Source organism: Herbiconiux sp. 11R-BC (assembly GCF_049472555.1).
Classification (GTDB): domain Bacteria; phylum Actinomycetota; class Actinomycetes; order Actinomycetales; family Microbacteriaceae; genus Herbiconiux.
On record NZ_JBCEBO010000002.1, the window covers coordinates 173,351 to 195,200 of the forward strand.

Genomic DNA, 21,850 nt, shown 5'->3' on the forward strand with positions numbered 1-21,850 from the left:
GTCTCGCATCGCGGGCCAGATCCGCATGAGGAGGCATGATGATCCGAGTAGGTCTGGTCGGCTGCGGCTGGTGGGCCGCGCACGCGCATGTGCCCGCCATCGAGGCGCATCCGGATGCGGCGCTCGTCGCGGCGAGCGACCCCGACCCGGCGCGCCTCGCGGCGGTGACGGCGGGGTCTCCGAACGTGCGGGGCTTCTCGACGGTCGAGGAGATGCTGTCGGTGAGCGACCTCGACGTGCTCGTGGTCGCGTCCCCGGCCGCGTTCCACGTGGGCGTCGCGCGCGCCGGCCTGCTGAGCGAGGTCAACGTGCTCGTGGAGAAGCCGTTCACCCTGCACGCCGCCGAGGCCCACGAGCTCGTGCGCCTGGCGCAGGCGCGCCGGCTCGGCCTCACGGTGAGCCTGCCCTACCAGTACACCGCGGCGGCACGGGCGATTCGCGCGCTGCTGACGGACGGCACGCTGGGCGACCTCGTCGGCGTGCACGCCGTGTTCGAGTCCTACACGGGGCCCCTCTACTCCGGCGACGTCGACGAATACCTCCGGCGCGTGAACCGTCCGCATGCCGTCGCTCCGCTGCCCGGCACCTACGCGGATGTCGCGGTCGCCGGCGGCGGTCACGGCCAGTCCCAGACCTCCCACGTGGTCTCGGCCATCATGGATGCCACGGGCGCGAGACCGGAGCGGATCTCCGGCGAGAGCGTCTTCGTCTCCCCCGGCATGGACACGGCCAATGCGATCGCGCTGCGGCTCTCCGGCACGGCGGTCGCGACCGTCTTCTCCTCGGGAGGAGCGCTGCCCGGCCTCGCCGCGCAGCAGTCCGTCACCTACCTCGGCACCGCCGGCTCGGCGCGGCACGACCTCGCCCGGGCGACGCTCGACTGGGCGGCGGCGGATGGCGCGAGCGGCCACGTCGAACCGGGAGACGGCGAGTCGGCCTATCCGAACGGCGCCCCCGTCAGCACGCTGATCGACGCGGTGACCCAGGTGCGAGCAGGCCACTCCGACGAGGCGCTGCTGGAACTCACCGCGGGCGCAGAGCGCGCCGCTCGCGCGGTCGCGGTGATCGAGAGCCTCTACCGTGAAGATGCGGTCCGTGACTGAGCAGCCGGCACCGGTGCATGCCGCCGGTGCCGGCCCGCGCCGACCGTCCATTCGCGTTCACCGACGCGCACGGTCGCCACGGCTCCGACCGGGATCTCGACGTCGATGACGACGCCGGACGCCTCGATGCGCCAGCTGACTCCGGCCCGACCGAGCGGAGTGAGCACCTCGGCCTCGGCGGAGGCCAGGCCGAGCACGGCCGGCTCGATGCGGATCTCGCGCCAGCCGGCGGCCGCCGGGGAGATGCCGGCTACCGAGCCGAACAGCCAGTCGTCGACGGTGCCGAGGAAGTAGTGGCCGTGCGATCGGGCGGCCGGGCTCCAGTGCTCCCAGAGCGAGGTCGCGCCGGCTTCGAGCCAGAGACCCCAGCTCGGGTAGTCGGTCTGCAGGGCCACGGCGAGCGCCGCGTCGGCGTGCCCGCAGCGGGTGAGCTGCGGCAGCAGGTACTTGGTGCCGAGGGCGCCGGTGTTCAGGTGGTCGCCGTTCTCCCGGATGATCCGGGCCAGCGTGTCGGCCACCGGCCGGCGATGCCGCTCCGGCAGCAGGTCGAAGGCGAGCGCGAGCACCTGGTGCGTCTGGCGGTCTCCGTGGTCCCCTGCGCCCACGACCTGTTCGCGGTCGACGTCGAGGAACTCCTCGACGAATCGTCGCCGCAGCCGGGTGGCGTGCGCGGTCCAGGCATCCGGGTCGTGGCCCAGCACCCGGGCCGTCTTCGCGGCGATGTCGAGACCCGCGATCAGGAATGCGGTGGCCGCGATGCGCGTGTCTTCGGGCGCGTTTCCTCCGCCGGGGTCGGCATCCGGGCTCACCCAGTCGCCGAGGGTCGTGTCGGCGATGCCGTCGGGCCACCGCGAGAGCTCGAACTCGAGGTAGGCGCTCGCATCGGGCCAGGTGTCGGCGAGAACGCGCTCGTCGCCGCGCTGCCAGTAGAGCTCCCACGGCACGAACAGCAGCGACGCGTGCCAGGTCGGTGCCGGCGTCCAGTCCATCGACCAGCCGCCGTGCGGCGCGATCACCTCGGGGGCACCCGTGCCGTGCCGCGAGGCCGCGATGTCGTCCGCCCATTTCGCGAGGAGCTCGTGGCTGTCGAGGTTCAGCAGCATGAGTTCGGCGCCCAGCATCCCGTCGCCCGTCCAGCCGTTCTTCTCGTACTTCGGGGTGTCGGTGGGAAGGCCATGGAGATTGTTGAGCACCGTGTCGACGGTGAGCTCGTGCAGGCGGTTCAGCAGGGCGTTCGAGCTGTGGAAGCGGCCGGTTCGGGCGACTGCGGTGTGGAGCAGCTCGGCCTCGACGACGGGCTCGCGCGCCGCCTCGACCTCGACGTAGCGGAAGCCCTGGTAGCCGAAGCGCTGAGTCCAGTGGAGCGGCTCGCCCGAGAGGGTGATCCGGCTCTCCTGGAACCGCCCCGCGTAGTAGCCGTGCGGATCGTCGTTGTCGGGCCGGCCATCCGCCCGGAGCCTCTCGGCCGTGCGGACGGTCACCACGTCGCCCGGTGCGCCATCGAGCTGGAGACGGATGCGTCCCGCGATCACGCGGGGGAAGGTGAAGAGCCACCGGCCGGGCGCGCTCTGTTCGACGCTCTCAGGGTCGAAGCGCTCCATCACCGAGATCGGCGGCTGGCGCTGGTTGACGCTCCGGCCACGAGGGCCGGTCGCGCGCGCGACCGGCGCCCATCCCGCGTCGTCGTAGCCCGCCGCGGAGAACCCGGGTCGGTCGGCTCGCGCGTCGAAGTCCTCGCCGCCGTAGAGATCGTCGTAGCGGGTGGGGCCGTCGACGGCCCGCCAGCCCTCGTCGGAGAGCACCAGCACGTCGTCGCCCGTCACGATCAGGATGCGCACGCAGGGCTCGTCGTGCCACGGCGCGGTCTCCCAGTTCCAGGTCGAGCGCGAGGCCATGCCGTAGAAGCCCCGACCGAGCTCGACGCCGATGGCGTTGCGGCCGGGCACCAGGAGCTCGGTGATCTCCACCACGACGTACTGGGCGGTGACGTCGTAGTCGGTGAAGCCGGGCGCGAGGTCGAACCCGGGCACGAGCACGCCGTTGATCTCGGGGCGCGCGTAGCCTCCGGCGCCGACCACGAGGTAGCTCGGAGCGGCCGGCGGCGGCCCGGCGAGCCGTGCGCCAGTCAGCGGTGGGCCCGCGAGGTGCGCACCAGCGCGCCGCGGCACGGCCAGCTCCCACCCGTCGAGCTGCGGACCGGCCGGCTCCCGCCCGTCGAGCTGCGGGCCGGCCACCTCCGGTCCAGCGCGCCGCGGCACGGCCAGCTCCCGCCCGTCGAGCTGCGGGCCGGCCACCTCCGGTCCAGCGCGCCGCGGCACGGCCAGCTCCCACCCGTCGAGCTGCGGGCCGGCCGGCGTCGGCACCGTGAACTCCTGGCGCAGCAGCGGCGCGGCGCCGCCCGGGGTCGGGTGGGAGATCCACTGCGCTCCGCGCCAGTCGTCGTCGAGGATGCCCGTGACGAAGCAGGAGGATGCTCGCGCGGTGCCGTCATCCGTCGTCACGGCGACCTGCCAGCGGTAACGGGTCAGCGAGCGGAGGGTGGGGCCGTCGTACTCGACGTCGATGCCCGGGCCGCCGCTCGGGTCTTCGCTACTCCAGAGGCACGGGCCATCCGGTGCGAACAGCTCGATCCGCCAGCTCTGCACCCGGGCACCCCCCGGGCCGCTCTCGACCACCCAGCCGAAGCGCGGCCGCACGTCGACGCCGAGCGGCTCCTCGGCGTGCTCGACGGTGAGGCGCGTGAGGCGCACGGCCATCGGCGGCTAGCCGATCCGGTAACGGTCGAGCGCGTCGTCGTCGACGTCGATGCCGAGCCCCGGCCCCGTCGGCACGCTGATGCGCCCGCGGTCGATGCTCCACGGCGCACTGCGGAGCACGCTCTCGTTCAGGCTCCACGCCTCATCCGGATGCAGCGTCGGCGGGATGATCGCGAGCTCCTGCCACTCCGGCCCGATGAGCGCGGCGGCCTGGAGCCAGCCCGGCAGCCGCAGTCCGCCCGTGCCGTGCAGGCACACCGGCACGCCGAGCGCCTCGGCCATGGCCGCCACCCGCACGGTGGGCAGGATGCCGTTGGCGATCGACGCATCCGGCTGGATCACGTCGAAACTGCGCGCCACGAGCGCCGCGGCGAACTCCGCGGGGGTCGTGTAGCCCTCTCCACCGACGATCTGCATGTCGATCTCGTCGGCGAGGCGGGTCTGGCCGCTCAGGTCGTAGCGGTCGAGCGGTTCTTCGAGCCAGCGCACGCCGACATCCTGCAGTTCGCGCGCCTCCGCGACCGCCTGCTCGTAGCTCCAGGTCGACCCGGAGACATGGGCGGTGCGATCGACCATCAGGGTGAACTCCGGGCCGGTCGCGGCCAGGATCGCCTCGCACAGTCGCGCGTTCTCGCCCGGTTCCCGCCAGCAGCGGATCTTCACCCCTTCGAATCCCGCCGCCTGGTAGGCCAGCACGGCGTCGACGGTCTCGGCGTGGCTGACGTGGGACTGCGAGGGGTCGCCGGGCCACACGAGGGTGACGTAGCCCTTCAGCTCCGGCATCCGCGCGCCGCCCAGCAGGGCGTGCACGGGTTCGCCGAGCGTCTTGCCCAGGGCGTCCCAGGCCGCGTGCTCGGCGCCGGCTCCGCGATTCAGGCCGCGGCGCAGCATCCCGTCGATGTCGGTGAGCGACGACCCTTCGGTGGCGGCGACGACCGCCGGCCAGACCGTGCGGTCGATGGGCCCCGCGAAGCTGTGGCCGCGCACGCCCTCGGTCGTGGTCATGCGCACCACGCAGTAGCGGTGGTAGTAGCCGGCCGCGACCTGCTCGGGCGTGGCCGGCAGGTTGATGGGAAAGATCTCGGTGCGGGCGATCTGCACGCCTGCGGTTCTCGACTGTGAGCCGTCAATCATGATTTCGAACTATAGCCGGGGAAGTGAGAGAGAATCTAGGCAAAAGTTCTCTATTTCGAACTGACTATCACTCTGGTGAACTTATTGATAAGGTGGCAAAGCCTCGACCGACGTCGGGCGACTCCGATGCGACGATGCGAGACGAGAGGAAATCGACCGTGCGAACACTGGTCCTGGAGGAATTCGGGCGCATGGCCCTGGCCGATCGCCCCATCCCGGAGGTCGCCCTCGGCGAGGTGCTGATCCGGGTGGCGTTCACGGGCATCTGCGGCTCCGACATCCACGGCTACACCGGGCACAACGGGCGCCGCGCGATCGGCCAGGTGATGGGCCACGAGAGCTCCGGAACGATCGAGGCCTTCGGAGAAGGGGATGCTCCGCTCGGGCTCGCGATCGGAGACGCGGTGACCTTCAACCCCGTCGTGCTGCCCCTCGCAGACCGGGTGGAGTTCATCGACCGCGAGCAGCACTCGCCCCGCAAGTCGGTGATCGGCGTCGACCCGGCGCGCTACGCCTCCTTCGCCGACTACGTCGTGGTGCCCGCGGTCAACGTGCTGCGCCTTGCCGACGGCATGCCCGTGGAGCACGGCGCACTCGTCGAGCCGACCGCGGTCGCGCTGCACGCCATCCGCCGCGCCGGAGTGACCGGCCGGGAGCGCGTGCTGGTCATCGGCGGCGGCCCGATCGGGCAGTCGGTGGTGCTGGTGCTGCAGGCGCTCGGCGTCGCGGAGATCTCCGTCAGCGAGATCAGCGCCGGCCGCCGCAGCCTGCTCGAGGGCATGGGCGTTCCCGTGATCGATCCGTCGGCCGGCGACCTCGCCGGCGCTCTCGGCCGTCACGGCGGCCCCGTCGACGTCGTCATCGACGCCGTGGGCAGCACGCACTCGCTCGCCGACGCCCTCGCCTGCACGGTGCTCGGCGGCACGGTCTGCCTGGTCGGCATGGGTGAGCCGCAGGTGCGCCTCGACGCCTTCCAGATCAGCACGGCCGAGCGCACGCTGGTGGGCAGCTTCACCTACTCCGCGCGAGACTTCGCTGACGCCGCAGCGCTGGTGGCCGACAACCCGCTCTCAGCCGCAGCACTGATCAGCAGAGTGATCGAACCCGAGAGCGCCGACGAGGCGTTCACCGACCTGGCCAACGGCGACGACATCCCGGGCAAGGTGCTCGTGGCCTTCACCAAGACCGCCGAATACGCGAAGTGAGGATGCGAGTGGCACAGAATCTGGTCTTCATCGGAGACAGCATCACGGAGGACGGACGACGGATCGATGACCCGTACGACCTCGGGGTCGGCTATGTGGCCCGCGTCGCACGCCGTCGCGCCGAGGCCGGCTTCGACGACCGCGTGGTCAACACCGGCATCGGCGGCAACCGCGCGGTCGATCTGGTGGCCCGCTTCGACCGCGACGGCCTCGCGCACGACCCCGACGTGGTGTCGATCCACGTGGGCATCAACGACACCTGGCGCCGCTACGACGGCGGCGAGGCGACCTCGACCGAGGCGTTCGAGGCCTCCTACCGCGACCTGGTGACGCGGGCGACGGATGCCGGGGCGCGCCTCGTTCTGATCGAGCCGTTCCTGCTCGCCATCCGCCCCGAGCAGACGACCTGGCGCGAAGACCTCGACCCCAAGATCGAGGTCGTGCGCGCTCTCGCGCGCGAGTTCGACGCTCAGCTCGTCGAGGCCGACGTAGCGTTCACCCGGGCGGGTTACGAGCGTGATCCGGCCGGGCTCCTCTGGGACGGCGTGCATCCGACCGACGCCGGTCGCGAGCTGCTGGCGCGCACGTGGTTCGAGTCGGTGACGATCTGATGCGCGTCGCGAACCTGAACGGCCGCGCGGTGCTGCTGGGCGACATCCGCGCGCTCGACATCGCCACGGCGAGCGCCGGCCGCTTCCCGGCCGACCCGCAGTCGGTGTACGCCTCGTGGGGAGAGCTGTGCGAGTGGGGCGAGGGGATCGACGTCGACCGGCACCCGCGTGCGACCGAGATCGACCGAACCACGCTCGGGCCGCCGGTGCCGCGGCCCGGTCAGATCCTGGCCGTCGGGCTCAATTACGCCGAGCACGCGGAAGAGTCTGGGCTGGCTCTGCCGGAGCATCCGCTCGTCTTCACGAAGTTCGCCTCGAGCCTCACCGGCCCCGACGCCGTGGTGCGGCTGTCGGGCGAACGGGTCGACTGGGAGGCCGAGCTCGTGGTCGTGATCGGGGCGGGCGGGCGCGACATCCCGGCCGCGGAGGCGTGGGACCGCATCGCCGGCCTCACGATCGGGCAGGACATCAGCGACCGCGACGTGCAGTGGTGGGGCGCGTCGGCGCAGTTCAGCCTTGGCAAGTCGTTCGAGGGGTATGCGCCGATGGGGCCCGCGGTGGTGAGCGTGGCCGAGATCTCGGCTGGGCACGACCGCGACGACCTGCGGGTGAGCTGCCGCAGCATCGATGCTTCCGGACGGGAGCGCGTGCTGCAGGACGGCCGCACCCGGGACCTGATCTTCACGATCCCGTCGATCATCGAGCAGCTCTCGGCCATCGTCGAGCTCCAGCCGGGCGATCTCATCTTCACCGGAACGCCCGCCGGGGTCGGCCAGGGCCGCACGCCGGAAGAGTTCCTCACGCCGGGGCTCATCCTCGTCACCGAGATCGACGGCCTCGGCTCGATCCGGCAGGAGTTCGTCTGACATGCTGCTCGGGGTTCAGTACTACCGCCCGCCGTCGCCCGACCCCGCGTTGTGGGAGCAGGACATCGCCGACATCGCCCGGGCCGGGTTCGGCACTGTGCAGCTCTGGCTGATCTGGGGCTGGGTGGAGGCGACGCCGGGCGAGTTCGAGTGGGGCGACTACGACCGCATCCTGGATCTCGCGCACGCTCGTGGTCTGCGTGTGGTGATCAGCACGATCGCCGAGATGCAGCCCGTCTGGCTGCTGCGCCGGTATCCGGATGCCGCGATGGTCGACCATCTGGGCCGGGTCACGCCCTCGACCACCCGAGTCGAGGCGCAGGCCGGGGTCACGCCCGGCGGCTCGATCGACGACCCGCGGGTGCTGGGGCACATGCGCGACTTCCTCGACGCGGCCGCGCGGCACTTCGCCTCGCACCCCGCGCTGGTGGCGTGGGACTGCTGGAACGAGAACCGCTGGGCGATGGAGGGCGACGGATACCTCGACTACAGCCCGGCGAGCATCCGGGCGTTCCACTCGTGGCTTGCGTCGCGGTACGGCGACCTCGACGGGGTGGCGCGCGCGTGGCGGCGGCGGTTCGCGACGTGGGACGACGTGCAGCCCGGCCGCAAGCCGGGACTGCCTTATACCGATCTCGTGGCGTTCCAGCGCTTCCTCACGGAGCGTGCCGCCGAGCATCTGCGCTTCCGGCGCGACACGATCCGCGCCGCCGACCCTGCGCATCCGATCTCCGCCCACTGCGGTGAGCCGTCTGTGAACTCGGCCGGCAGCCTGTTCGAGCAGCCGCTGTCGCGGGGCAACGACTTCGCGCTCGCCGCCGAGCTCGACGGATACGGATGCTCGAGCTTCCCGCACCTGCAGGGCATGTCGATGCTCGACCTCGGTCTGCGCATCGAGGCCACCCGCAGTGCCGCCGGCGAGCGTCCGTTCTGGCTGGCCGAGCTGCAGGGCGGAGGTGGCCGGCTCGGCCACCACGTGCTGCCCGCCGTGCGGGCCGACGAGCAGCAGCGCTGGCTGTGGAACGGGATGGGTCGCGGCGCCAAGGGCACGATCGTGTGGCAGTGGCGCGACGAGGTGCTCGGGCGCGAGTCGGGCGGCTTCGGGTTCGCCGGCGACGACGGACACGCTTCTGCGCGGGCGGAGGCGATGGCGCGCACGGCCGGCATCCTCGCCGAGCACGGCGACTTCCTCGACGCGTACCGCCCGGAGGCCGCCCAGGTGGGGGTGATGTTCCTCCCCGACACCTACTACCTCGAGTGGGCGCAGGACGCCAACGAGGGGCGTCAGGCGCGCGAGAGCGTGCTCGGCTGGATGCGGGCTTTCGAGGAACTGCAGCTGCCTTACGAGGTGCTCGACCCCGACCACCTCGACCGCCTTTCGGACCTCAAGCTCCTCGTGCTCCCCTGGCCGCTGAGCGTTCCCCCGGCTGCGCTGGCGGCCGTCGCCGCCTGGGTGGAGCAGGGCGGGCTGCTACTCACCGAGGCCGACCTCACCGCGTTCGACTCGGAGGCCTTCTACGACCCACCCGGGTCGCGCGGCGCGAGCACCCTCGGCCTGCGCTCGCTCGGTCGGCGCGAGCTGCCCGCATCCGGAACCCTCTCGCTGGAGCTCGACGGCGCTAGGTTCCAGCTCCCCGCCGCGAGCTGGCTCGAGCACTACGACCCGGCGGATGCGCGTGTGCTCGGCACCGACGACGGCCACCCGGTCGCCGTGGAGCGCTCGCTGGGCGCCGGCTCGGTGATCTCGATCGGCAGCTTCCCCGGCCTCGCGCACAGCCTCACGCCCTCGTCGGAGGTGCTCGACTTCGCCAGCCACCTGGCAAGCCGCGCGGGAGTCACGACCTCGGCACGCGTCCGCGGCACCGACGGCACCACCGTGCAGTGGCGCCGCGGCACGAGCGGCGACTGGTCGGTCCTCTTCCTCATCGGCGCCCCACACAGCGAGCTCTTCGTCGACATCCCCGACCTCGGCGAGGTCACCGAGATCGAAGAACTCACGGATGGCCGAGCCATCGTCGCGCGGCAACGCCTCGTCGTCGGCCTCTCGACCTGGGGCGTCGCGGTCGTGCGCTGGCGCTAGGGCCGCGAACTGCGCCCATGCCTGCACCAGCCCCGCATCACCGCGGGCCCATCACCCATGTTCAGGCTTCACAGATCTACTGGTCCCGCCACGACCACGACGAAAGCCACGGTTTCCTCCTGCCAATCGCGCTCCAGCCGCACTACAACCTCGTCACCCGGAAGTCCTACGAGACCGCGTTCGCGGCCCGTGTGGGTGGCTGCAGGCCCAACCGAATGTGGCTCGCGCAACTGGATGCCGCCTCGTCAAGGGTTCCCGCATCGGCATGACACCGAATTCGCGGTGGCTCACCACCGCGTCACGACCGCGCAGCGCTGTCCGAAAAGCGCCGGTGGGCTCCCCCTACCGGCGCTTTGTCGGTGGGACCGACGCGAATCCTGGACGCCGACATCGGCCAGATCAGACCGGAACTCCTGCCGATCTCCAACCCGCTGACGGCGCCACCCGCGCACCTCCCGACTGAAGCAGCAGGTCCCGCCCTATTGCGTCGTGTACCCGCCGTCGATCACGAGTTCCGCGCCCGTGACGAAGCTCGATTCGTCACTCGCCAAGAACAGGGCCCCGAACGCCACCTCACGTGGCTTACCCAGCCTGCCCATGGGCGTCGACGCCACGATGCCCGCCGTCACATCCGCATCCTGCGCCGCGATCATCGGGGTCTCGATGATGCCTGGATGTAACGAGTTCACCCGAATGCCGTCACCCACGTACGACAAAGCCGCGTTCTTGCTCATCAACCGAACCGCGCCCTTGCTCGCAGTGTACGCAGCCACACCGGCCGCGCCCGCGATGCCCCAGATCGACGACACATTGACGATCGAACCACGGCCCGCCGCACGCATCGCTGGAATCACCGTGCGGATGCCGTAGAACGAGCCATTCAGGTTGAGGTCGATTATGCGATGCCAGGCTTCGAGCGGGATCGTGTCGATCGGCTCGTACGAACCCACCCCGCCCGCGTTGTTCACAAGGATGTCGACCCGCCCACGCTCGGCGAGCACGCCGTCGACGACAGAGCGCCACGACGCCTCCTCGGTCACATCGAGGTGAACGGGAGTGATCAGTGGCGAGTCATAGCTCGCCTGCTCGATGTCAGCCGCCACGACTATGGCCCCTGCCTCGGCGAAGAGTTCCGCAGTTGCGCGTCCGATTCCTTTGCCGGCACCCGTGACGATCGCGACCTTGCCCTCGAGCCGGCCGCCCACCCCGCCTCCGCTCACCATGCCGTGAAGCCCGCATCCGCGTGGATGACCTGCCCGGTGATGGCGCTCGACGCGTCCGACACCAGAAACAGGATGACCTTCGCGATCTCGTCCGGTTCGAGCAGCCGCCGCTGCGGAACCTGCGCGAGCCAGGCGCTCATGATCTCGGGATTCGAGCTGCCGACCTCCTTCAGGATGTCGGTGTTCGTGTAGCCGGGAGCGACCGCGTTGATGCGCACCCCCGAGCTCGCCCACTCCGACGCGAGCACCTTGGCCATGTGCGCGACGCCGATCTTGGCGACGTCGTAGGCCACGTGATGTTCAGGACGCGTCGCGCGGTAGGCGGCGATCGACGAGATGTTCACCACGGCGCCTCCGCCGTTCGCACACATGTACCGGCCTGCCTCGCGCGCTCCGTAGAACGTGCCGGTGAGGTCTACCTCGATGGTCTCGTTCCAGACCTCGTCGGCCATGTCGAGCGCGAGGGCGTTTTCGACGATGCCGGCGTTGTTCACCCAGATATCGAGCGAACCGAGGTCGACGGCGACCGATTCCACGAGCGCACGGACCGAGGCGCTGTCTTCCACGACGACGTGTCGCGCGAGCGCATTGTCGCCGAGGCCGTCCGCGGTCTCCTCGGCCGCCTCGAGGCGCTTATCGGCGATCACCACGGTGGCCCCCGCATCCAGCAGCCGCTTCGCTGTCGCGGCGCCGATTCCGCGCGCACCGCCCGTGACCACGGCGACTTTTCCGGTCAGTTCACACATCAGACGGCTCCTTTGCCAGTGACAATCGGCCTGGCGTACGTCAGGCCGGCGAGCGGCGGGGCGACTGTTCGTCGGCCCGCCACTCCGGGTGTTCAGGTGTTGAGGGTAGGTGAGCGCGTCAGCGCGTCATCAGCTTCCAGTGATCGGCCCATTCCTTGTTCGTCGCGTCGACATCGGGAAGAGCGGCCTCGTAGGGCGCGGGATACGTGAAACCGGCGGGCTGCGGTGCGAAGCTCCACATCGTCTGCATATCGAGAACGCGCACGCCGTTCTGCGGGTCCCAGTCATCCGGGTGGGCCACGCGGCTCATCTTCACCCAATCGTAGGGATCGCTGTCACCGACGTAGGTCTTGACGTAGTCGTCGGCGTTGTCGGGGGTGACGAGCAATCCGTCGGTCCAGAGTTGACGATTGAGCGGGGCGACCTTGCCGCCCCTGCAGTAGTCGAGCGCCTGCACGAAGCTGAAGCCCGCCTGCCACTGCGGAAGGCCCGCGAAGGTGGCGAACAACTGGCCGTTCTGGATCAGCTCCACCGCACCGCCGGTTCCGTTCATGCCGGCGATCGGCACGTCGGTGACGCCTTGTTCGTTCAGCGCGTTCAGCGCACCGATCGCGACGTCATCGTTCTGCCCGAAGACACCATCGATGCCGTCGGCGCCCTCTCGCGAGATGATGCCGGCCATGGCGGTGCGCGCGTCGTCGCGGTTCCACTCACCCGGCTCCTCGGCCACGAGGGTGACGTTGGGGTACTCTGCGAGAGCCCGCTCGAAGCCCTGGGTGCGGAGGGTGTCCGGGGTCGCGCCCGGGTGACCGGTGAGGTGCACCACGTTACCCTTTCCGCCCATCTTCTCGAACAGCGCCTTCGACACCGTGTAGGCGCCGAGCTCGGAGTCGGGGGTGAGATAGCTCACATAAGCATCGCCCGAATCGAACGGGGAGGTCCATTCCGGCTGCTCCCAGGTGTTCACGAAGCACACGTCGTTGTCTTCGGCGATCTGCGCCATCGCGGGCACGTTCGCCGGGTCGGGAGCGGTGACGAAGATGATCTTCACGCCCGCGTCGACCTGCTGCTGGAACTGCGAGATCTCCGTCGCGGGGTCACCCTCGTTGGTCAGAGCGACGTAAGTGCCGTTGAATGCCTCGACCGCCCGCTTCGCACCGATGTCCCAGTTGCTGTAGTAGTCGTCCTTCAGGCTGGTGAACAACGAGGCGACGGTCTCTCCTTTCAGGTCGACCGAATCGGGCAGCGCGCTGACGGCAGTGGTGGCGGATCCGCCGGCATCGGTTCCGCCGCCGGCCGAACAGCCGGCGAGAGCGAAAAGGCTGAGAGTCGCTGTGCCAGCGAGCACGACTTTGAGGGTTGGTTTCATGTCACATCCTTGTGATTGCAGACCCGCCCCGACCGAGTGATCGAGGGCCGAGGGGAATTGCTGCCCCTGGATGCCTCACAGCATTACGCATTAAGCCAGACTTTACAATCGTCGATATATATCGGTTTCGTAAAGCATTAACGAACAGTTATGGCAGTGCGGACCGCACCCCCACTGAATCTCTCAGCTCGGACCAGGTCACGATGATCGAGCCCGTGACGTGCTCCTGTTTGCAGGGCATCGAACTACAAACGTTCGGCGTGGCCGTCGATGGCGGTGCTGAAAGACTCCATGTCGCAGCTGTTCGTGAACAGGTCGACGTCGTGCGTGAGTCGGTCGACCAGCCCGTGTTCACGGATCGCACCGGAGCCGGCGAGGGCGAACACACCAATGTACGGGTTCGGGATCATCTCGAGCGTCGCCGATGGATGTCGATGTGGAACCTCGTCCTCGACCCATAAGGTGTGGCGATATGAATCTTCGTTGTTTTCACTTGTTTGTCGGGGCTTGCCTGCTCCTGGCATTGGCCGGATGCGCGGTCACGGAGCCGCCAGCAGGTAGCGCAACGCCGACACAGGTGCCAAGTTCCGCGGTAGCCACGCTGCCGGAACCGCTACCCACGCCGTGGGTCGGCGACGCTCCCGGCGAACTGTCGGGCGAGGTTACTGCGGCTCTCCTTCGCATTCGCGACGTCGCACCCGCGCAATACCCTGCCGACTTCGCAGGTATCGCTACCGGCACTCAGGAGTCGAAAGACATTCTGGTGATCTACCTCGCGGACGCAACGAACGACACCGAGACCGCCCTGCTGGAGATGTCGGGGCTCCCTGCGGAAAAGGTGAAGTTCGAGCCCGCCTATCAATCTCTTGAAGCGGCGAGCATCGTCGATCGCACCATCATGGCCGGGATCCAATCGCTTCGTTTGCAGGGCATCGAACTGCAAACGTTCGGCGTAGGCGTCGACGGCGTGGAGGACATCGGCATGGATCACCCGACAGACGATCAAGTCGCCTACCTCTTCGACAAGTACGGTCCGTATCTTCGGATCGATCGCAACGTGGGACCCGCCCGCTTGCTCTGAAATCACGTCTGCTCGCGGATTCCGCACAAGGCCATTCGTGGGCAGAGGGAACGACACCCGAGAACCGTCGCAGCTGTTCGGATCGCACCGGAGCCCGCGAGGGCGAATGAATGGCACTCAACGCGATCCGGGTGAGGTCGGGTTGGAGCTGTTCGTCGTCGCGCACGCTACGCGGCCGCGAGCTCAGGGAACCGGGTGTCCCACAGTTCACGGACCCGATCGGGGAGCATCAGCCCCGCCCAGGATCGCAGAAGAACCTCGCGGTTCAACAGCATAACCAGGTCGATCTCACGGCCCTCGCGGAGCACCGCCTGATAAGCCTTGGATATCCCGCCTTGCGCGCTCAGATCCACGGTCGACGTTGGCCCCCAGTAAACGTTCCGGGGAAGATGCAGCACACCCTCGGCGGGGCCGTGGAGGTCGTCGAGGCTCGACGGAACGGCATACGGCTTAATGTCCTGCAACAGAACCCGCTTCGTATCGACCATCGCCACTCACTCGCTCGCTGAACAGCGATCGTACCGAGCGCACGTGATACCCGGGAACGAGATCGGTCATCGGCCGATTTGCGAGCAGCGTGGGGTGAGTCGCGCTGTGGTGGAGCGCCCGGATCCGCACCGCCGGGTTCTCCTGGGCCTGGCCCGGTATTGGGCTTCGCGGCGCGCACGCAGCTCCGCTCCGAGCTGTTGGGAGTGCTGAGGTCTTTGGTGAGACTCAGAGATCGAGTTGCTCGTCCTCGCTTGGCGACGCGGCCCCGGGGTCTGACAGGTTGTTCACATGCAGCGGGTCGTCCAGATTCCGCGGCTCGCGGCGCACGCACTCCCAAAGGCCATCGATGTGCTCATGCACCGACTCAGAGATCTGTGCCCACATGGGGTCCAGCACGAAGTCAATGCCAGCACGACGCGCATGCTTCGCCGCCGGCACAAAGTCGCTGTCGCCGGCAATCATGATGATCTGGTTCACCTGCCCATTTGCAGCCAAGGTCGCGATGTCGAGGCCCAAGCGCATGTCGACGCCCTTCTGCGTGATGTCGAGTGTGAAGTCCGACTCAGCCAGGTCGCTAATCACAATCGAACCTGCAAGGAGCTTCTTGAGCTTGTCATGCTTGAGTTGGTACCCAGATTGCGTCTCGAGCAGCTCGCCGCGACGGAGTGCAACTTTCCTCCTTTTGACCAGGCCTTATGGAATTCCACCATCCAGTCGTGGTCCGCGGTCTTCGCGAGGTTGATACTCGTTCGCGAAAGCGGATGAAAAACCACCTTTTCAGAAGGTGGGCAGTCGTAGTAAAAGATGCGATACAGACGTGACTTCGCTTTTCGGGTGTGCCGTCGGCAATATTCGAGCAGTTCGTCTGCCCTCTGCTCCGGCTCCATATGGCCGAATAGGCGCGCCGCCCGTCGCCGGTAGAAGCCACCGTCGACGAGGATGGCCGTCACCTGTTCCGCCCGGACCGGAACAGGTGTGGAATCCGCGTGGCCCGTGACTGGCGTCAAACTACCGTTGCGCTGGCGTCCAGCTGCCATTCGCGACTGCCTGGTACGAAAAAGGCCCCTGTCATCGGCCTGCCCACAATCGGTTGGGCGGTCAACGGCAAGGGCTCGTTAGCCTCAATCATATACCAATCGGAGTCGAGGGCATGATGAGAATGCCTCCAGAAAGTGACGCGCTTCACGCCGCGAAACTGGTCGTCTTGTGCCGCGCCCTGGTCTGAGGCCGTGGACCGGATGGCGAGCGGCCGCTCGCACAAAAAGTACAGCTACCCCTTGGGTAAAGCCCCTGAGTCCGCGTCGCCCGAGGTAGGCGACACCGCCGGGAGGCCAGGTGCCTTAGGACCAGCTCACGATGATCGAGCCGGTGACGTGCTCGAGGGCGAGGCGGCCGTCGACGACCTCGGCGGTGACGTCACGGGAGGCGACGACGTCACCGATCAGGTTGAGGGCCGCCTGGTCGTCGCGGACGAGGATGATGCGCGCCGCGTCTCGGGGGACGGTGACCGTGACGCGCGCATCCGTGAAGCCGGTCGCCTTCAGGGTGCGGGTCATCGAGTAGGGGTAGGGCGAGAGCTCGCGGCAGGTGAGCGTGGCGGCATCGTGCTGCTGCACGAAGACGCGAGCCTCGGCGTGCAAAGTCTTGCCGAAGGAGTACTCGGTGTGGCCGTCGGCGTACCAGCCTTCGAGGCCGGTGAACACGGGGGCGCCGAGCGGGAGACGGTAACGCGCGCGGGTGGTCGTGTCGGCCAGGTAGCCGTTCAGCCAGATGGCGTTGCCGTTGCGGTGCAGCGACTGCACGGCCACACGCGAGGACGGATCGCGGCGGGTGAAGCGGCACGACACGCCTAGCTCGCCGAGCACGCGGCCGAGCACGGCCCCCGCCTCCTCGAACTCGCGCGGGTCGAGGGGGCGCGAGTGGCGGAAGCCGTGGTCGTCCATCGGCGCGCGATCGAAGGTCGAGGAGCCTCGCACCCACGCCCACGGGCCCTGCCGGGTGGCGTAGGCCCGCACCTCTGAACCCGAGCGCACTGAGGCCAGCACCGTCGCATCCGGTGCCGCGATCTCGCGGATGGCTCCCCCAGACAGGGTCGACGAGTGCCGCACAACACGGCGTACCCGCGCAGAGGCAATCGTGTCGGCGTCGAGAGCCGTCTCGAGCTCGAGGTCGCCCTCGATCCCGGCGGCGAGGGTCAGGCCGAGCAGGCGGCGGCCGCGGTCGTCGGCGCGATCGGCCGGTCCGTACGCGAGCACACTCGCGCCGCGCGCCGTCAGGGTCTCCAGCAGCTCGAGCACCGTGCCGCGCAGCGCCCTCGTCGGCACGACGAGAACCCGGCCGTCGAGCGAACCGACCGCCACTGCAGCCGAGAGCGACCGCGTCGACGCCACCGTGTTCACCGGCGTGCCGGCGTTGATCGCGGCCGTGAGGTACCAGTCCTCGAAATACGGATGCCGCACCGACTCCGGGTCGGCGACGGCGTCGTCGGCGTACTCGTCGAAGGGGTAGACCCACACCACCGGCCCCGCCTCATCCGGCGCCGACTCCAGGGCACGCAGAACGTGCCCGCTCACCTCTCGGCCCGCACGCGGGTCGAGTCCGCCGCGCTCGGTGTCGATCGAGAGGAACTGCACATCGGATGCCGTGCGCACGGCACCGCGGTCGTCGAGCCGCGAGACACTCATCGGCAGGTAGATGTCGAACGGTTCGCGGTTGTAGAAGTCCCACCACGGGTTCTGCCAGAACCACGGGTCGTTCACGTAGAAACGGAAGAGGAACCCGTCGGAGGGCACCTCGGCGATGCGAGAGAGATAGCCCGACATCTCGATGCCGAAGTCCTCGTTCAACGGCCCCCAGGGCGAGTTCGGCGGCGGGTTGCGGAACGCCCCGGCCGCGTAGATCTCGCGCGTGGGCACGGCGTCGCCACCCAGGTCGATGCCGGTCGAGAAGTTCGTGCCCCGCACCTCGATCGGGAACGGGCACTCGCGCAGGAAGCCGCGCCAGAACTCCAACAGGGTCGCCGAGACGCCCGCCACCCGGTCGGCGAGGAACTCGTCGCCGTTGTAGGTCTCGCCCAGCGGCGTCCACGAGTAGGCGCTGAAGCCGAAGCCGTTCGAGAGCCAGAGGTAGTCGAAGCCCATCTCCGCGAGGTACGACGCCGCCTGCCGGCCGAGGAACTCGCCGAACGGCGTGCCGTCGGGAATGCCGTCGGGGTAGCCGGCGAACGCGCGCTCGTCGGCGTGCAGCACGGAGTTTGCGCGGATCATCCTGATCAGCTTGCCGAGGCGCTGCTCGTCGTCGCCGGCCACGATCTCCGGATGCTCCTCGTACTTGAAACGCGAGGTCGCGAACTCGGGCCCCGGGTCGAAGGTCGCGCCCACCGTCACGGGCACCCCGAGCGACCGCTCGCCCACCCGGCGGATCGCCGCCACCAGACGCCGGATGTCGCGATAGGTCAGTGTCGGCACATCCGCCCGGAAGGGCTGGGCGGTGTTGTCGGGCGTGACCGCGTGCGGGTAGGGGTCGTACTCGGTGTTCGAGAAGCCGACCGAGCTCGCCCAGGTGACCTCGCGGTCGAGGTCGAGATCCCACTGCAGGATCTCGCTGCCGTCGGCGATCCAGAGCAACACGGCTGCGGACTCGGCCGCTCCGACGAGGTCGCGCCACTGGTCGAACATCGTGGCGGCGGTGGCCTCGAGGTCGTCGTCGGTCCAGGATGGGAACGGCTTCAACGACGTTTCCAACCCGACTCGCTTGAGGCTGCGGTGACTCATTCGAACTCCCGATCTGCAGAACAAAGATCCAGCATGCTGCACCCACGTCTGACATATTGAACTTTACGGCGGCTTTAGGCTAGCATCGCCGTGCAGCCCCACGAAGAAGTCGGAACCGAGGAACCTGTGCAGATCCGCAACGTCACCGTCGTCGTGGCGCCTTTCTCGGCCGGCACCTGGCTCGACGAGAGCCGCGTGTCGACACCGCTCTCGCGCTACCCGGAGTTCGCCGAACGCCGCAGCAGCTGGCGTGGGCCGGGCAGCGACCTGGTCTGGCTGCTGATCGAGACCGACGACCCCGCCGTCTTCGGCGTGGGGCAGAGCCGGGGCGGCGTGGTCACGGCCGCGCTGATCGAGGGGCACTTCCGCGGGATGCTGCTCGGCCGGGATGCCCTCGACCTCGAGACCCGGGTCGACCAGCTGCACCGGGCCGCCCTCCCCTACGCCGCCGGCGGCATCTCCTCGATGGCGCTCTCGGCGGTCGAGCTCGCGCTGTGGGATCTCGCCGCGCGCGCGGCCGGCGTCTCCCTGGCCCACCTGCTCGGCGGAAGCGATCGGCCGCTGCGTCACTATCTCACCTGTCCCGAGCCGCAGCTGCTCGACGAGGTCGACGCGGATCTCCTCGCGGCGAGTGCGACCGTCAAGGTGCCCATGGCCTACGGCCCTGCCGACGGCCGGGAAGGTCTCCTCGCGAACCTCGCGCGACTCGACGAGACGCGGGCGCGGGTGCCCGAGGGCATCCCACTCTCCGTCGACTGCTTCATGTCGTGGGATCTCGACTACGCCACCGCCTTCTTGCGCGACGCGAGCGATCACCGGCTCGGCTGGATCGAGGAGCCCCTGCTGCCCGACGATCTCGCGGGCTACGCGGAACTCCGGCGCCGGCAGCCCGTCGCCGTCGCGGGCGGCGAGCATCTGTTCGGCCTGGTGGAGGCGGAGCGGTTCCTGCAGGCGGACTGCGCCGACGTCATCCAGGTCGACGTCACGTGGTGCGGCGGCCTGGGGACGGCCCGCGCGGTGGCGGAGCTCGCGGCGGAGCGTGGGGTGACGTTCGCGCCGCACGGTGCCGCGATGCACCCGTGGGCGGTGGCCCTGCTCTCGTCGCTCGACGGCAGCGGTGACAGCGCCGGCGACAGCGGCCGCGGTGCCAGCCGCAGCGGCGACGTCGACCGCGACCGCGGCGGCAACAGCGGTGACGGCGACAGCGTCGGAAACGGCGCCGCCGGCAGCGACACCAGCACCGGGAGCCGCGACGACAGCACCGGCAGCAGCGGCACCGACATCGGTAGCGGTAGCGGTAGCGGCACCGGTAGCGGCACCTTGACCGAGGTGCTGATCGGCCTCGGCGGCCCGGCGCAGAAGCCGCGGGCGTCGACGGGCCCCGGCGTGGGCATCGACTCGGCATCGGTGGGCCTGCGGTGATCGTCGACGCGCACTGCCACCTCTGGCGCCGCTGGCCCTACTCGTCGGAACCGCCGGCCGCCGGGGCTACGCCCGACGCGCTCCTCGACGAGATGGCGGCGAACGGGGTGAGCCGGGCGCTCGTCGTCGCGGCCGCCATCGGCGGCGAGGATGCGCGCACCGAGAACCCGCGCAACAACGACGACGTCGCTGAAGCGGTGCGCGAGCATCCCGCGGCCCTCGGGATGTTCGCCGACGTCGATTCGCGCTGGTCGGCGAGCTATCACCGGCCGGGGGCCGCCCCGCGTCTCGCCGACGAGATCGCGCGCACCGGCGCCCGGGGCTTCACGCACTACCTCGGTGACGCCGACGACGGCTGGTTCGACACCGCCGACGGTGCTGAGTTCTTCAGCACGGCGGAGAGCCTCGGGCTGCTCGCGAGCGTGCATGCGCCGCCCGCCTGGCACGCGGCGATCGGCGGACTCGCGCAGCAGCATCCCGACCTCCCCCTCCTGCTGCACCACCAGGGCCTGGCGACCACCGACGACGAGGTGGACGCTCTGATCGCGCTGGCCGCGCATCCGAATGTCGCCGTCAAGGTGTCGGGATTCCGGTACGTCTCGACGACGACTCCGCCGTACCCGGATGTGCGCGCCCGCCTCGAACGCGTGGCGCGGGCCTTCGGCGCCGAGCGGCTGGCCTGGGGCTCGGACTGGCCGGTCTCGACGCAGCACCACAGCTATGCCGACACGATCGCCTTCGCCGCCGACGCCCTCGCGTTCCTCGACGAGTCGGAGCTCGAGCGGGTCTTCGGCGGCACGATCCTCTCCCTTTATTCCTGGAGTAGCTGATGCATCCCTTCGAGATGTCGCGCGACGACATCCGCGCCGCCGTTCGGGGCACGGAGTTCGTCGACGAGACCGATGCCGGGCTGTCGCCCATCCGCCTTCCGCACAGCATCCGGCAGCGCGGAGGGGATGCGTCGATCGAGCGCATGGCGGCCCAGACGGCCGGCGTGCGTCTCGAGCTGACGACCATGGCGAGCGTGATCGAGATCGAGGCACTGCTGACGCGGAGCTATCCCGCCGACGTGCCCGACGACGCACGCCCCGCCGTTCTGGTGGCGGTGGTCGACGGGCGGGAGACCGATCGCAAGACGTTCCTCAACGGCCCGATCCTGCATCAGCTCCCCACCGGCCGCCTCGAGCGCGTCGAAGGAACGGTCTCCGTCGCCGAGCTCTCCCTCGGCGGAGCCACCGCTCAGCCCCGCGTGGTCGAGATCTGGCTGCCGCAGGTGAGTGCCACGGAGATCCGCTCCGTGCGCGCCGACGCCCCGCTGCGCGCCGCCCCGGAGAGGGGACGCCCGCGCTGGACCCACTACGGCAGCTCGATCAGCCACTCCGCCGAGGCCGACGGCCCCACCCGCACCTGGACCGGTCTCGCCGCTCTCGCCCTCGACTGGGACCTCACGAACCTCGGCTTCGGGGGGCAGGCGATGATCGATCCCTTCGTCGCCCGGGTGATCCGCGACCGCCCGAGCGAGCTGATCACCCTCAAGATCGGCACCAACCCCGTCAACGCCGACGCCCTGCGCACGCGCACCTTCTCCCCGGCGGTGCACGGGTTCCTCGACACCATCCGCGAGGGGCAGCCCGACACGCCGCTCGTCGTCATCTCGCCGGTGACGCTGCCGATGCACGAGACCACGCCGGGGCCCACCGTGATCGGGCCCGACGGCCACCTCACCGGAACACCCGACGCCGGCGACCGCCCGGGCGTGCTCACCCTCTCGTACGTGCGGCCGGCGCTCGAGCGCATCGTCGCCGAGCGCGCCGACCCCGCCCTGTACTACCTCGACGGGCGGCGGCTGCTCGGCCCCGAGGATGCGCATCACCTGCACGACCGGCTCCACCCCGACGCCGAGGGGTACGCCCTGATGGGCCGGCGCTTCGTCGAGATCGCGCGCGACGCCGCCTGGGCGCCGCGGAACACGAACACCGGAGAGTGAGCAGC

18 protein-coding genes are annotated in these 21,850 nt (G+C 69.5%); 9 read left to right on the plus strand and 9 right to left on the minus strand.

Translation table 11 applies throughout. From position 1 onward, the window contains the following. The first annotated feature begins 38 nt into the window (after positions 1-38). The gene (locus VD659_RS05960; RefSeq protein WP_423260213.1) at positions 39-1,103 is read left to right on the plus strand and encodes a Gfo/Idh/MocA family protein; all 1,065 of its coding nucleotides are present in this window, start codon (positions 39-41) and stop codon (positions 1,101-1,103) included. On the opposite strand, the gene VD659_RS05965 is transcribed toward VD659_RS05960, so the two are convergent. Together VD659_RS05965 and VD659_RS05970 are read right to left on the minus strand one after the other, a co-directional pair. Then, entirely contained in the window at positions 1,076-3,859 is a 2,784-nt protein-coding gene (locus tag VD659_RS05965; protein WP_423260214.1) for a family 78 glycoside hydrolase catalytic domain, read from the minus strand. The genes VD659_RS05960 and VD659_RS05965 overlap by 28 nt on opposite strands. Before the next feature lie 6 nt (positions 3,860-3,865). Continuing rightward, the gene (locus VD659_RS05970) at positions 3,866-4,993 is read right to left on the minus strand and encodes a mandelate racemase/muconate lactonizing enzyme family protein (RefSeq protein WP_423260215.1); all 1,128 of its coding nucleotides are present in this window, start codon (positions 4,991-4,993) and stop codon (positions 3,866-3,868) included. 158 nt (positions 4,994-5,151) lie between these two features. On the opposite strand from VD659_RS05970, the gene VD659_RS05975 reads away from it, so the two are divergent. Genes VD659_RS05975 through VD659_RS05990 form a run of 4 tightly spaced genes read left to right on the plus strand, consistent with a single transcriptional unit; the run spans position 5,152 to position 9,755 of the window. Beyond that, positions 5,152-6,198 (plus strand): zinc-dependent alcohol dehydrogenase, encoded by a 1,047-nt coding sequence (locus VD659_RS05975; RefSeq protein WP_423260216.1) that lies wholly within the window; start codon positions 5,152-5,154, stop codon positions 6,196-6,198. Between the two features lie 8 nt (positions 6,199-6,206). Further along, on the plus strand, positions 6,207-6,809 hold the full coding sequence (locus VD659_RS05980) for a GDSL-type esterase/lipase family protein (RefSeq protein ID WP_423260217.1): 603 nt from the start codon (positions 6,207-6,209) through the stop codon (positions 6,807-6,809). After that, positions 6,809-7,675, plus strand: coding sequence for a fumarylacetoacetate hydrolase family protein (locus VD659_RS05985; RefSeq protein WP_423260218.1), 867 nt, complete (start codon positions 6,809-6,811; stop codon positions 7,673-7,675). Before VD659_RS05980 ends, VD659_RS05985 begins: the two co-directional genes overlap by 1 nt. Position 7,676: 1 nt before the next feature. Further along, on the plus strand, positions 7,677-9,755 hold the full coding sequence (locus VD659_RS05990; RefSeq protein ID WP_423260219.1) for a beta-galactosidase: 2,079 nt from the start codon (positions 7,677-7,679) through the stop codon (positions 9,753-9,755). Between the two features lie 479 nt (positions 9,756-10,234). On the opposite strand, the gene VD659_RS05995 is transcribed toward VD659_RS05990, so the two are convergent. The 4 genes from VD659_RS05995 to VD659_RS06010 all read right to left on the minus strand — a co-directional run bounded on the left by VD659_RS05995 (position 10,235) and on the right by VD659_RS06010 (position 13,617). Continuing rightward, a complete protein-coding gene (locus tag VD659_RS05995; protein WP_423260220.1) occupies positions 10,235-10,960 on the minus strand; it encodes an SDR family NAD(P)-dependent oxidoreductase in 726 nt (241 codons plus the stop codon). Positions 10,961-10,971: 11 nt separating this feature from the next. After that, positions 10,972-11,724, minus strand: coding sequence for an SDR family NAD(P)-dependent oxidoreductase (locus tag VD659_RS06000; RefSeq protein WP_423260221.1), 753 nt, complete (start codon positions 11,722-11,724; stop codon positions 10,972-10,974). Between the two features lie 118 nt (positions 11,725-11,842). Beyond that, positions 11,843-13,093, minus strand: coding sequence for a sugar ABC transporter substrate-binding protein (locus tag VD659_RS06005; RefSeq protein WP_423260222.1), 1,251 nt, complete (start codon positions 13,091-13,093; stop codon positions 11,843-11,845). A 245-nt stretch (positions 13,094-13,338) separates the two neighbouring features. Beyond that, positions 13,339-13,617 (minus strand): hypothetical protein, encoded by a 279-nt coding sequence (locus VD659_RS06010; RefSeq protein WP_423260223.1) that lies wholly within the window; start codon positions 13,615-13,617, stop codon positions 13,339-13,341. Between the two features lie 53 nt (positions 13,618-13,670). Here VD659_RS06010 and VD659_RS06015 point away from each other — a divergent pair, with 53 nt between their 5' ends. Continuing rightward, on the plus strand, positions 13,671-14,174 hold the full coding sequence (locus VD659_RS06015) for a hypothetical protein (protein WP_423260224.1): 504 nt from the start codon (positions 13,671-13,673) through the stop codon (positions 14,172-14,174). 167 nt (positions 14,175-14,341) lie between these two features. Here VD659_RS06015 and VD659_RS06020 read toward each other — a convergent pair whose 3' ends face one another. The 3 genes from VD659_RS06020 to VD659_RS06030 all read right to left on the minus strand — a co-directional run bounded on the left by VD659_RS06020 (position 14,342) and on the right by VD659_RS06030 (position 18,394). Continuing rightward, positions 14,342-14,662 carry a transcriptional regulator gene (locus tag VD659_RS06020; protein ID WP_423260225.1) on the minus strand — a complete coding sequence of 107 codons (321 nt, stop codon included), beginning with the start codon at positions 14,660-14,662 and terminating at the stop codon, positions 14,342-14,344. Positions 14,663-14,888: 226 nt separating this feature from the next. Then, positions 14,889-15,245, minus strand: a complete 357-nt coding sequence (locus tag VD659_RS06025; protein ID WP_423260226.1) for an NYN domain-containing protein — start codon at positions 15,243-15,245, stop codon at positions 14,889-14,891. Positions 15,246-16,003: 758 nt separating this feature from the next. Then, positions 16,004-18,394, minus strand: a complete 2,391-nt coding sequence (locus tag VD659_RS06030) for a hypothetical protein (RefSeq protein WP_423260227.1) — start codon at positions 18,392-18,394, stop codon at positions 16,004-16,006. 168 nt (positions 18,395-18,562) lie between these two features. Between VD659_RS06030 and VD659_RS06035 the strand changes: the two genes are divergently transcribed. From VD659_RS06035 to VD659_RS06045, 3 genes are read left to right on the plus strand one after another with little or no spacing between them, the layout of a single operon-like run. Beyond that, on the plus strand, positions 18,563-19,858 hold the full coding sequence (locus VD659_RS06035; RefSeq protein WP_423260228.1) for an enolase C-terminal domain-like protein: 1,296 nt from the start codon (positions 18,563-18,565) through the stop codon (positions 19,856-19,858). Further along, positions 19,855-20,688, plus strand: a complete 834-nt coding sequence (locus VD659_RS06040; protein WP_423260229.1) for an amidohydrolase family protein — start codon at positions 19,855-19,857, stop codon at positions 20,686-20,688. Before VD659_RS06035 ends, VD659_RS06040 begins: the two co-directional genes overlap by 4 nt. Further along, the gene (locus tag VD659_RS06045) at positions 20,688-21,845 is read left to right on the plus strand and encodes a GDSL-type esterase/lipase family protein (RefSeq protein WP_423260230.1); all 1,158 of its coding nucleotides are present in this window, start codon (positions 20,688-20,690) and stop codon (positions 21,843-21,845) included. Before VD659_RS06040 ends, VD659_RS06045 begins: the two co-directional genes overlap by 1 nt. Positions 21,846-21,850: the final 5 nt, after the last annotated feature.